Here is a 13530-nt window from a genome sequence, read left to right as displayed (position 1 = left end):
CGTTAAAAAACTGCATTTTACCATATTATTTCTTTTGTTACACTATCAACATAAAAACAGAAGTTATTATATAAATTCCCCCCTCTGATACAGCAAAATATTTCATTACACAAATACAAAACAACAAATTTTAATATTATTATTAAAATTCGTTCCTTTAATTATATATGATGTTTTTCTACAAAGTCAATAGAAAAAGCAAAAATAAAAATACAATTTTTTCCCTTTTTCATATAAATGTCTATCTATAAAAAATATATTAAAAAAATTGCATAAAAAATAATAATTTTACTATTTTTATTTTGATTTTAGCGTCAAAAAAACATTTTTTCGTTATAAAACAAAACTTCTCTTGTTTAACAACAATATAATATAGAAAAAGAAGTAACTTCATATAAAATATATTTCATTACTTCTTTATTTCATTATTGATTTGTCAAATTATGTATTACTGCTTATTCAGATTTTGTTTCATCATCTTTTACTGTTTCATCTTCTGCTTTTGTTTCGTCATCTTTTACTGTTTCATCTTTTGCTTTTGTTTCATCATCTTTTGCTTTTGTTTCATCATCTTTTGCTGTTTCATCTTCTGCTTCTGTTTTATCATCTTTTACTGTTTCATCTTCTGCTTTTGTTTCGTCATCTTTTGCTGTTTCATCTTCTGCTTCTGTTTTATCATCTTTTACTGTTTCATCTTCTGCTTTTGTTTCATCTTCTGTTTTTGTTTCATTTTCTGTTTTTGTTTCATCTTCTGCTTCTGTTTTATCATCTTTTACTGTTTCATCTTCTGCTTTTGTTTCGTCATCTTTTGCTGTTTCATCTTCTGCTTTTGTTTCATCATCTTTTGCTGTATCTTTTGTTGGTGTTGTTACTTCTTCTTCTGGAGCTGGTTCTGTTACAATTTGTGTCAAAGAAACAACGTTGTTTTGTTCATTCCACTCTACATTTAAACCAAACTGTTCTCCAATGAATTTTACTGGTAAAAATGTTCTATTTCCAACAATTTTTGCTGCTACTTCTAATTCTACAGCTTGTCCATTTACCATTGCTACTTTGCTGTCAATTGTCAAAACAACTGTTTTGTCATCTTTTGTTGCTGTTACAGTTTTTGTTTGTGCATTCCATTGTACTGTTGCACCTAAATTATCCATAATTGCACGCATTGGTACTAATGTAACACCTTGTTCAGCAAATGGTTGTGCATCAAATGTAACTGCTGCCCCATTTACTGTTACAGATAAATCTGCTGCTTGTACAGAAACTGCTCCTACTACCAATGTCATACCTAATGTCATTGCTGCTAAAAATCTTTTCATTTTTATACTTCCTCCTCACACATCATTACTATTCTTTAAAATGTTCTAAAACATTATACCCTCTTTTTTTAACAAAGTCCACAAATATATTATTGATTTTTTATTTAATTGTTTGCAATGCCTTTTGAAGCTCTGCAATATGTGCATCATATAATTCTTCTTTTCCCGTAATAGCACAAACATAATAATACTGTTCTGTTTGTGCATATACAAAAAATGCCTTTGATACAACGCCATATTCCTCTACTCTAATTTCATCTGCTCCCATTACATTCATATTATTTAATGTAATATTTTTTGGTGTTACACTTCCCATAGCATATACTGCATAATAAGCACTATCTTGATTAAATTTTACAAATTCTTCTGCTGTTTGTATGCCTGACGCTGCAACATCTTGTTTTCTGAAATTAGAAATTAAAATAGTCAGTTCTCCTTCTGTACTATCTACTATAATTGTATTTTCTAATTCAGAATATTCTTCTTTCCAGTTTTCTCCCGGTAATGTAATACTATAGCTTTTATCTTTACTCGTATATTGTGTTGTAAATATTTTTTTAGGTGCTTGTGCCTTTTCTGTTAAAGCAATTGTTTTTGTTTGTTTATCCCAAACTACATTTAATCCTAATTGTTCTCCTACAAAACGTAATGGTACAAAAACACGTCCATCAACTACTTTTGCTGGCATATCTAATAATATATCTTGTTCATTTTTTTTTGCAACATTTCCTCCTGCAGGAATTTCTAAAATGTCATGCTCTCTTTTTACAGTAGCAATTTTTGCTGAAGCTGACCAAGACACTTCTGCACCTATTTTTTCTGCAATTGCTCTCATAGGTACCATTGTAATACCATTTTCCAAAAAGGGTGGTGTATCAAAAGAAATAGCATTTCCTTCATAATTTACTGTAATGCCATCTTCCGCCCATACAGATGTTATACCTATAGCCGTTGTTAATGTAAAGCATAAAGCTATTGTGGCTAAAAATTTTTTCATAATCGCAATAAACCTCCTTTTTATTAAATTACACCCCTTTTTGTTTCCCCAATGCCAAATTAGTCAAACCTCTCTTTATTTTTTACTATACAATTTTTTTCTTTACTGCATTTTGTTGATACTGTTGATTTTCATATGTTAAATAAGCATACTTTATGCCTTCTTCTTCCTGCATAGGAAGTTGTTCTATTAGCTTCCAATGATAGTCTTTATCCAAATTTTTAAAATAAGTATCTGCCACAAATGTTTGATATATTTTTGTCACATAAGCTCTTTCGCAGTAAGGCAAAAACTGCTGATAAATACTTTCACCTCCTATTATAAATACATACTTTTTTGTTTCTTTTGATATTGTCTTTAATACTTCCTGTATATTATGACACACTTTTACCCCCTCACAAGTATACTCCTGACTATGTGTCATTACAATATTTATTCTATTTGGTAATGGTTTTCCTTCTGGAAAAGACTCCAATGTTTTCCTTCCCATAATAATAATATTGTTTGTTGTCATTTTACGAAAACGTTTTAAATCCGCTGAAATTTTTGTCAAAAGCTGTCCATTGTTGCCTATGCCCCAATTTTCATCTACTGATACAATAATATCCATTTTTTCACCTCTTCATTATATTGCAACAGGTATTTTACCTAATGATACACCATATTCATAATTTTCTACTATAAAGTCATTTACTGTAAAATCATAAAAATTTTTAATTTCTGTATTTAATGTTACTTTTGGTGCTTTTTTAGTTTCTCTTTTTAAAAGTTCTTTTACCATTGCAATATGTCTATCATATATGTGCATATCTGAAATTACATGTACTAATTCTCCAGCTTCTAACCCGCTTACTTGTGCAAACATCATAAGCAATGCAGAATATTGTACTACATTCCAATTATTTGCTGTTAATGTATCTTGAGAACGCTGATTTAATATTGCATTTAGTTTTTTTCCTGTCACATTAAATGTCATACTATATGCACAAGGATACAAATTCATTTCATTCAAATCACTAAAATTATAGATATTAGTCATAATTCTTCTGCTATAAGGGTTTTGTTTTAAATCATAAAGCACTCTATCTACTTGGTCAAACATTCCTTCTTTATACTGATGTTTGATACCTAATTGATAACCATAAGCTTTGCCAATAGAACCATTTTTATCTGCCCAAGCATCCCAAATATGGCTGTTTAAATCATTTACATTATTTGATTTTTTTTGCCATATCCAAAGCACTTCATCAATGGCTGCCTTCCAATTTGTATAGCGAAGTGTCAACAAAGGAAATTCTTCTGATAAATCATAGCGATTTACTACACCAAAACGCTTCATTGTATAAGCAGGTGTTCCATCTTCCCAATGAGGTCGTACTTTCTCATTTTCAGAAGAATAACCATTTTCTAATATATCTTTACAGTTTGCTATAAATATTTCATCTGCCTTGCTCATATAGACACCCTTTCTTTTTTTAATGTACATTCATTCTACCATGACAACAATAAAAAAAAAAGAAGTGTTTTTAACACACTCCTTAAATTTTTGTGACAAGTGACATCATTTTTTGTCATACTATACATTATATGACAAAATTATGTACTTTCTGCTACAGCTAAACTAAAAAACAATACTCTCTTTGCCCCACTTTCATAAAGCACTTTAGAACATTCATTTATAGTTGTTCCTGTTGTAAATACATCATCTATTAATAATACTGTTTTTCCATTTATTTCTTCTACATTTTCTACAATAAATGCTCCTTTTATATTTTGTTTTCTTTGCTCTGCATTTAAAAGACTTTGAGGCTGTGTATTTCTTATTCTTTTTAAATTATTTACACTGCATGGTTTTTCAATTCTTTCTGAAATTGCTTTTGCCAAAAGTTCTGACTGATTAAATCCTCTTATTTTTTGCTTTTTTTCATACATAGGAACAGGAATGAGCAGTTCTGTTTGTTCTGCCAATTTTGGATAATGTGTTAACAAATAATCTCCCATCAATTTTGCTAAAGGAACAGCATCTCTTTTCCAATAGTGAAATTTAAAATGTGCAATAGCGTCTTTTACATCACTATAAGAAAATACTGCTATTCCTTTTTCAAATACAAAATTTGCTTTTTGGCATCTCTCACAATATTCTTCACTTGTATAAATACTTCTACCACATTTTTGGCACACTGCTCCTTCTTTCCATTGTACAGTATTTTGACATTCATTACACAATATCTCTTGTTTTCCTATAGGTAATAATTTACCACACAATATACAACGTGGCGGATAAAACCACTGCAATATTATATCACAAAAACGCATTTTTTGCACCCTCTATATACTACCATTTCATAAAATCATACAAACTTTCCAAGCGATAGGCTAAACTAGAATAACGGTTGATTTCTCTATTATTTGCTACCATAGCAGAAATTTTATCCTCCAATCCTACCAATACTACAAGCTGTTTTGCTCTTGTGACAGCAGTATAAAGCAGATTTCTCGTCATAAGCATAGGAGGCCCATTGTGTACTGGTATAATGACAACAGGATATTCACTTCCTTGTGATTTGTGTATTGTAATGGCATAGGCAAGTTCCAATTCCTCTAGCTGTGTAAAATCATATTCTACACGTTTATCTTCTTCAAATGTAACTTCTAATGTTTCATTCACTTCATCAATATTTGTTATAGTGCCTTCATCTCCATTAAATACACCAACACCTTCATCTATCACTTTTCCCCAGTCATTATATACTTTCCAAACAATATTATAATTATTTTTTATTTGCATTACTTTATCGCCTTCACGAAAAATTATATTTCTAAATACTTTTTCTTTTTTATTTTCATCAGGTGGATTTAATGCTTGCTGTAATATCTCATTCAAATGATACACTCCTATAGGACTTTTCCTTACTGGTGTTAACACTTGTATATCTTTCATACTGTCACAATTTAAAAAATTTGGCAATCGTTTTATAGTCAATTCTACAATCGTTTTTACAATATCTTCACTATACGCTCTCTTTACAAAAAAGAAATCTTTTTCTTTTTCATTTAATATTAATTTTTCTCCTTGATTTATTCTATGTGCATTCATAATAATAGCACTTTCTTGTGCTTGCCTAAAAATTTGATTTAATATTACAACAGGTAATTTTTGGCAAGTAATCAAATCTTTTAATACATTTCCTGCTCCTACTGAAGGCAACTGGTCCACATCTCCTACAAGAACTAGTCTTGTTCCTGCACTTACCGCTCTTAAAAAACTATACATCAATGAAATATCTATCATAGAAGACTCATCAATAATTACAACATCTGCATCAATAGGATTTTCTTCATTTTTGTCAAATGTCTGTTTTCTTTTATCTTCATTTATAAAATTAATACCTAACATTCTGTGTATTGTTTGTGCTTCCATTCCTGTGGCTTCTGTCATTCTTTTAGCTGCTCTGCCTGTTGGTGCTGCTAAAACAACTTCGTTATCTTCTTCTTTTAATATTTGTATAATGGTATTGATTGTGGTGGTTTTTCCTGTACCTGGCCCTCCTGTTATAATCAATACGCCATTTGTCATAGCATCTATTACAGCTTGTTTTTGCTGCTCTGCTAATAATATTTTTGTTTCTTCTTCTACTCTTTTTATCGCTTTTTCTACATTAATACTATTTTCAGCTTCATATTCTTGTGATAACTCTAATAATTTTTTTGCTACTGCAATTTCTGCATAATAAAAAGGTGCTAAATAAACATGACATTCCTGTTCCATTTTTTCCAGCCATATTTGATTGTCAATTTGCATTTCTTTACAATACTGTTCTATATCAATATTATAAAGCTGAAGTAATTCTTCTGTTTGCTGTTTTAACAATGTCATAGGCAAAAAAACGTGTCCATTTCCTACTGCTTTATTTAATACAAATTTAATACCTGCACATATTCTATAAGGGCTATCAAATGGAATACCCGCTGCTGATGCCATTTTATCCGCCATTTTAAAGCCAATACCAAAAATATCATCTGCAATACGATAAGGATTATTTTTTACAATATCAAATGTTCTTTCTTTATATTTTTTATATATTTTCATAGCATAGGTTGGTGTTACACCAAAACCTTGCAAAAACAGCATTACATTTCTCAATTCGTGCTGTTCTTGAAATAAAGCACCTATTTTTTGTGCTTTTTCTAATGTAATTCCTCTAATTTCTGCTAAACGTTCTGATTGTTCTTCTATAATTTGAAAACTATTTTCTCCAAATCTTTCTACAATTTTTTTTGCTGTTTTTGCTCCAATTCCTTTTATAATACCAGAAGCTAAATATCGTTCAATTCCTTCTTCTGTTGTAGGAATTTTCTTTTCATAAGACTGTACCTGAAATTGTTTTCCATATGTTGCGTGTACTGTCCAATGTCCTAATATTTCAACATCTTCTCCTTCATGAAGGTGGGGAACAATTCCAACACAAGTAGTTTCTGTTTCACTTTCTGAAACAGTAAAAACAGTATAGCCTGTTTCTATATTTTGAAATATAATATCTTCTACTGTGCCTTGTAATGTTTGTTGTTCCATAAATTCCTCCTCCTTCCAGCAAATATAATACATATGTTCTTATTGTATCACCTTTTATTACTACAAGCAATGAAACATAAAAAAAAGTAATCATAAAAAATATTTATGATACTTCAATATCAAAAAGTGCAGAAATATTATACATTTTTTCTAAATCTTTTAAGAATGTTCTTTCATTTCCAAATACATTTACTACTTCTTTTTTATGGTCTTCATTATATTCTTCTTCTATTTCATCGCATATGTTAAATAATATTTTTTGTATTTCATTTTCATAGATTGTATTACACCTAATGATGACTAAATATAAAAGACTAGCTTCATGAGCTAAAAATAATATATAATTATTTTTTGTAGCTTTTCTAATAATAAGTGTTTCATTTTTGAAATCTTTTTTAATCATATCATTCATAGGAATATGCAATAATTTTGATATTTCATTTTCTATTGTTTTCATAAATTCATCTTCAAACTGAAATTCATATTGACAAATTGCCACAATACTATCCTCCTCAACATAAATAAAGAGGGAATTTTTTTAAAATTCCCTCTCATCAGTTAAATTATTTTAAAGCATTTTGAAATACATCTATTCTGTCTGTTTTTTCCCATGGCAAATCAATATCTGTTCTGCCAAAATGGCCATAAGCTGCTGTTTGTTTGTATATTGGACGACGCAAGTCAAAACTTTCTATAATAGCTGCAGGTCTTAAATCAAAATTATCTTGAATAATTTCCGTAATTTTTTCATCAGAAATTTTTCCTGTACCATATGTATTTACTAATATAGAAACTGGTTTTGCTACACCTATAGCATATGCTAATTGTACTTCACATTTTTTTGCAATACCACTCGCTACAACATTTTTTGCGACATATCTAGCAGCATAGCAAGCAGAACGGTCTACTTTTGTAGGGTCTTTTCCAGAAAAAGCACCACCACCATGTGCTGCATAACCACCATAAGTATCTACAATAATTTTTCTTCCTGTTAATCCACTGTCACCTTGAGGGCCTCCAATAACAAAACGACCTGTAGGATTGATATAATATTTTGTTTTTTCATCTAATAATTCTGCTGGTATTACTTTTTTAATAATATGTTCTAACACATCATTATAAATTGTTTGTTGGTCTACATCTGGACTATGTTGTGTAGATATTACAACGGTATCTACTCTAACAGGTTTATCATCTTCATATTCCACTGTTACCTGTGATTTTCCATCAGGACGCAAATAAGTTAATGTATTACTTTTTCTTGCTTCTGTCAATGCTCTTGTTAATTTATGAGCAAGAGAAATAGGCATTGGCATTAACTCTTCTGTTTCATCGCAAGCAAAGCCAAACATCATACCTTGGTCACCAGCACCTGTATCAAAACGGCTATCATCTTCCCCTTTTTTTGCTTCATATGCTTTATCTACTCCTAGTGCAATATCTGGTGACTGTCCATGTATAGAAGTAACAACAGAACAAGTTTCACTGTCAAATCCAAATTTTGCCCTATTATATCCAATTTCACGTAATGTATCTCTTACAACCGCCTCAATATCTACATACGCACTTGTAGTAATTTCCCCCATAACAAATACAATACCTGTTGTTGTTGCCGTTTCACAAGCGACTCTCGCTTGTGGGTCTTTTGCTAATATGGCATCTAATACACCATCTGAAACTTGGTCACAAATTTTATCAGGATGTCCCTCTGTTACAGACTCTGATGTAAATAATCTTCTACTCATTATAATTACTCCTTCCTTAAAACCATTTATTTAAAATAAGTAATACAAAGTAAATATTTTATAAGAAAGAGATTGGCAACAAAAAAAAGCCATAAGGGCTTTTTTTAACTATCTCATCTTCCGCAATACTGCGGGGGAATTAGCACCGATACAAAAATATGCCGGTTGCTGGGTTTCACAGGGCCCTTTCCCTCAACCACTCTTGATAAGCTCTATTTACTTTATTGTTATAAGTATACCAAATTAGTATACATTTGTCAATAATAATATTATAAATCTCTTTTATTCAAACCTTTTTGCTGTACACAATGCTCAAATGCTTGCCATTCTTTACAAGGGAAATAATTCCAATTTTCTTCATATTTGTCATATAATAAGCGATTGTTTGCATATTTGTAAAATGTTTTATAAACAGATTGTATGAATACTTTTATATCAATTTCTGCTTGCAGTAATATTTCATTCACAACAATTAAATTAGAAATTTCATTAAATGTCATATTGCCACATAAAGTAATATTTATCTTTTTCTGATCCATTTCTATACAGTCATATTTTGAATAGGCAACTATCAACATTCCTTTTTCTAATGACACAATATATGTACCTGGTTCTTCATCAAAAAGTATATACATAGTATCACTTTTTTCTAATAATAACTCTGTCAGCATTACAAGTAATGCTTTTGGTGAGTCATTTCCCCACAAATCAGAGGCAGAAATTTTTACTTTTTCTTTTTCTATTTCGAAACTTATATCAAACCAACCAGCATCAATATCAGAAATAGAAAATATACATTTTTGTTTCATACTATTTCCTCCTTTACAATAAACTCCCATTATGTAAGCCGTTGCTTAAATATGGGAGTCTATCACATAGCAAATATTTATTTAATCTTTATTATAATTTTCTTCTTCCTCAAATATAGCAAAGCCATTTCTACCATTTTCTTTTACTCTATATAATGCTTCATCTGCTTTTTTGTACAATGTTGAAAAATCGCTTCCTTGTAATGGTGAAAGAGAAATTCCTATAGAAACTGTTATTCTAACCTTTTTTTCTTCTTCTCCATATGTTTGGTCAAATTCTTTTACCAATCTACTTACCGTATTTTTAATAGAAGAAAAAGAATTGATATTTTGCATTAATACAATAAATTCATCTCCTCCTAATCTTCCTATAATATCTGTTTTTCGAAAATGATGCTTCAATATATTAGCTGCATCTACAAGTACCTTATCCCCTATTTGATGTCCTAATGTATCATTTACTGTTTTAAAATTGTCTAAATCACATATCAAAAAGGCATGAACTGCCTTATCAATTACTTTTTGTGCTACTATTTCTGTAATCAATTTTTCCGATGTAGCTCTATTATAAACTTCTGTTAAAAAATCCATATCTGCTTGTTTTTTAAGTTCTATTTCTTTTCCTTTTTTGTCATTAATATCTTTTATTACCATTAAACCTTTTATATCACCACTTTCTGGTTCTTTCAAAAAGTGAATAATACATTCTACCCAAATATAACTATCTTCTTCTGTTTTTCTGCGGTATTCCAAATGTAATACTCTTTTTCCTGTAAAAAATACATAATATAAATTTTCTCTTGAAAATGTTGTTAATGTAGATAATCTATCATCTTCATAAATAATAGATTGTATTGTTTCATATAAATATTTTGAATAAGGATATCTTTTTTTAGAAGTATCATTCTCTTCCATTTTATCAAAATTTTGTTCTTCAATATAATCTTTTGTTACATTGACTTCATAAGACTTTATTGCATTAGATGAAATTACTTTACGTAATTCTATTTCTTCTGCAATTTTTATTTCGCTTTCTTTTAGTAATGTTGCATCTTCTAAAATACCTACTGTTTGTATAATACTACTTTTTTCTTTATCAAATATATTTGTAACAATAATTTTACTCCATACAAAATTTCCATTTGGTTGCCCTATTTTTATAATAGCACTTGCCGTTTGTTGTCCTTCTTCAATTTTTTCAAAAACAGTACGAACATCTTCTACAGAACTAGAAACAACCCAATTTTGTTGTATTAAGCTCTCTGGAATATTTTCTAGTTGCCTTGAAAAACCATATTTTTCATTTCCCCTATAGCGAAATGTCAATTGCTTTGTTTCAATATCATAGTCAAAAATCACTTGTGTTCCTTGTGATACTGCAATCGCAAGGCTAGTTTCGTTTTGTTTTAATATCTGGTTCATTTGCATCATTTCATCTCTACTTTTTTTAGATAAATAAAATATCCATGCAAATGTTAATATAAATATTGTTAAAACTTCTACTAAAAGTTTCCATACCATTGTATTAATTTTATGAAGTTTAGCATTCATTATTTCTGGATTCATAATAGAAATAGTATACCATTTATTTTCTTCATAAGGCATATAATGCAAATATCTCTGTTCTCCACCTAAAATATAATCTGTAATTTTATCTTCATTTTGTACCATATTACTTTTAATTTGGTCAATATCATTTTCTACTAAATTCGTTTTTAACATATCTTCCCAAAAATTTTCCTCTAAAGAAGCATTTTCTATTTTAGGATTTAACACAAAATTTCCACTTTGTTCTACAATACCAAAGTAAAATTGTTTACTTACATTCAAATTTTTCATAATTTCAGAAAAATTTTCTACATCAATCGCTCCATAAAGTACTCCTACAACAAAACCATTTTTATAAATTGGTACAGCATTGACAAATTCATATTCTGATTGTAACGGATGTTTTATTAAAGTTGATGTATTACTTATTCCCATAATAGCCTTTTTAAAGAATTTCTCTTCACTTACATCAACTGTTGTTTTTCCTTTCTCTGTTGTTTGTGCTAAGCCTGTTACATCAGCAATACCAATATAACTAAATTGAACGCTTACCATTTCTTTTTTTAATCTTTTTTCTATTTCTTCAATATCTTTTTCTTCTGTTAATGTTATAATTTCTGTTATATTCTCTGCGTGTCTTAAAGAGTTATCTAGTATTGATTTTACTTTTTTACTACTTTGTTGTGAAAATTCTTGTAATTCAATATAACTACGCTCTAATTCTTCTTGTCGCAATATGTCATGAAAATGTAAAAAAAGCCATGACGCTACTATACAAAATAATACAAATGCTATGATTAATTGTATATATAATCTTTTTTTCTCTTTTTTTAATATCCTTATTTCTTTCATATTTATATTCTTCCCCCTGCGAAAAAAATAGTGTTATTGTCATTTGCTTATACAATATTAAAAAGTTTTCTATAAAACTATTCCAAACAGCATCTGTTTTATTGTTTTATTTTTGTATATTTCATTTTTTATATGTTAATGTATTAACATTAAATGTATCATATTAAATTATGATATGCAATAGAGAATATAACTCTTTTCTATCATTTTTTTCAAATTCACAATATATTTATTTTTTTTGTAAAACTATTTATTAAAGCCATACCATTTTATGATATACTATTAACTATTTATTTTTAATGCTTTTATAACTACTATTCAAAAATAAAAAACCACATCTTTAAGACATGGTTTTTTATTTATTATTATTCTATTTTTTCAATGCTTGTTGCTGCAATTTATCAAATTCTTCCATACATTCCTCTACAGTAGCACCATTTAATAAATTTCGTACAATAATGCAAGTATTTCCCCATTGTTCTACATTCATCGCTGCATTAGAACCAAGCACATAAGTATTTTGTTCTATTTTATCATTAAGCGGTTTTAATGCAGTAACACAATCTACTTCTACATTTTTAGAAGGAGAAATGACTTTATTTGTTTCAGTATAAATTTTAAGTGCTTCATCAGATAATATAATATCCAAAACATTCATAGTATCTTCTAAATGTTCTGCATCTACATTTATACCATAACCTGTCATAGATACAACTGGCATTTGTCCTCGTTTACTTGGAAATCCTATTACTTGTAATTCAAAATCTGTATTTCCATAAGCAGTTTCTGTATTTGCTGCTCCCCAATATGCCATTACAATAGGTGTTTTTTGTGCTAAAAAATCTGCCCCTTCTCCTTCAATTGCTTCAGAAATATAAGCTTTTTTCGCATCAATATAACCATTATCAATCAATTCTTTCAAAAATTCAAAGCCTGTACGCATATAATCACTATATTTACTTTCGCCACTATTTAATGCTTGTATTTCTGCCTCTGTATTATCTCCATTATATAAATCTGCATATGCTTGAGCAAATACAAAATTCTCTAACCACCAGCGATTTGCTCCAATAGGTGTTTCAATACCATTTTGTTGAAATACTTTACAACATTCTAAAAATTCTTCTGGTGTATTTGGTAATTGTAAGCCATATTCATCAAACATATCTTTATTAACAAATAATCCATGTGCTACAACCTCTTGCGGAATTGCTACTAATTTTCCATCTACTACATTTGCTATTTTTACAACTTCTCTTAAATTTTTTGCACTGTCTAGTACAGATAAATCAACAAGTTTTCCTTCAGAACCCAATATTTGTATGGTATCTGGATTGAGTAAATACCAATCGTCCATATTGTTTCTTGCTCTATCTAATGCTACATCATCATATGTTTTTTCTTGATAATTCTCTGCGGTATAAGTTCTATATTCTACAATCAAATTTAATTTTTGTTCTGCCATTGCTACCGTCATATCAAATGCAGTTCTTGCAACATTATCAGCATCAGGATTTGTTTTTTCCATAGGTCCAAATAAATTAACAACTTTTTCATTTTCTTGTTCAAATGAAATTAAATTTTTGCTATCACTTTCATTATTTTTACAAGCATTTATTCCAAACATAATAACAACCATCATTAATATTACAATCACTTTTTTGGTATTATTTTTTAGATTTTTCTTCAT

The 13530-nt window shown here is 29.1% G+C and carries 11 protein-coding genes and 1 riboswitch; all 11 genes read right to left on the bottom strand.

From position 1 onward, the window contains the following. Nucleotides 1–455 precede the first annotated feature (455 nt). On the bottom strand, nt 456–1316 hold the full coding sequence (locus C820_RS05320; protein ID WP_162213087.1) for a stalk domain-containing protein: 861 nt from the start codon (nt 1314–1316) through the stop codon (nt 456–458). A 100-nt stretch (nt 1317–1416) separates the two neighbouring features. Next, complete coding sequence (locus C820_RS05315) at nt 1417–2313, bottom strand: copper amine oxidase N-terminal domain-containing protein (protein WP_004037483.1); 897 nt, start codon at nt 2311–2313, stop codon at nt 1417–1419. An 85-nt stretch (nt 2314–2398) separates the two neighbouring features. Then, on the bottom strand, nt 2399–2923 hold the full coding sequence (locus tag C820_RS05310) for a dihydrofolate reductase (protein WP_004037485.1): 525 nt from the start codon (nt 2921–2923) through the stop codon (nt 2399–2401). A gap of 15 nt (nt 2924–2938) precedes the next feature. After that, a complete protein-coding gene (gene thyA / locus C820_RS05305) occupies nt 2939–3769 on the bottom strand; it encodes a thymidylate synthase (RefSeq protein WP_004037487.1) in 831 nt (276 codons plus the stop codon). A 140-nt stretch (nt 3770–3909) separates the two neighbouring features. After that, on the bottom strand, nt 3910–4629 hold the full coding sequence (locus C820_RS05300; protein WP_004037489.1) for a ComF family protein: 720 nt from the start codon (nt 4627–4629) through the stop codon (nt 3910–3912). A gap of 19 nt (nt 4630–4648) precedes the next feature. After that, complete coding sequence (gene recD2, locus C820_RS05295; RefSeq protein WP_004037491.1) at nt 4649–6886, bottom strand: SF1B family DNA helicase RecD2; 2238 nt, start codon at nt 6884–6886, stop codon at nt 4649–4651. Nucleotides 6887–6989: 103 nt separating this feature from the next. Then, nucleotides 6990–7385: a hypothetical protein gene (locus tag C820_RS05290; RefSeq protein ID WP_004037493.1), complete on the bottom strand. Its 396-nt coding sequence runs from the start codon at nt 7383–7385 to the stop codon at nt 6990–6992. Nucleotides 7386–7449: 64 nt separating this feature from the next. Further along, nucleotides 7450–8631: a methionine adenosyltransferase gene (gene metK, locus C820_RS05285; RefSeq protein WP_004037495.1), complete on the bottom strand. Its 1182-nt coding sequence runs from the start codon at nt 8629–8631 to the stop codon at nt 7450–7452. Between the two features lie 110 nt (nt 8632–8741). Next, nucleotides 8742–8843: riboswitch (SAM riboswitch) on the bottom strand. 57 nt (nt 8844–8900) lie between these two features. Then, nucleotides 8901–9440: a hypothetical protein gene (locus tag C820_RS05280; RefSeq protein ID WP_004037497.1), complete on the bottom strand. Its 540-nt coding sequence runs from the start codon at nt 9438–9440 to the stop codon at nt 8901–8903. A gap of 81 nt (nt 9441–9521) precedes the next feature. Next, entirely contained in the window at nt 9522–11840 is a 2319-nt protein-coding gene (locus C820_RS05275; RefSeq protein ID WP_004037499.1) for a sensor domain-containing diguanylate cyclase, read from the bottom strand. A gap of 370 nt (nt 11841–12210) precedes the next feature. Beyond that, nucleotides 12211–13530 carry an ABC transporter substrate-binding protein gene (locus C820_RS05270; RefSeq protein ID WP_004037501.1) on the bottom strand — a complete coding sequence of 440 codons (1320 nt, stop codon included), beginning with the start codon at nt 13528–13530 and terminating at the stop codon, nt 12211–12213.

Source organism: Clostridium sp. MD294 (assembly GCF_000364165.2).
Classification (GTDB): Bacteria; Bacillota; Clostridia; order Lachnospirales; family Anaerotignaceae; genus Coprocola.
This window is presented reverse-complemented; position numbering and strand designations above follow the sequence as displayed.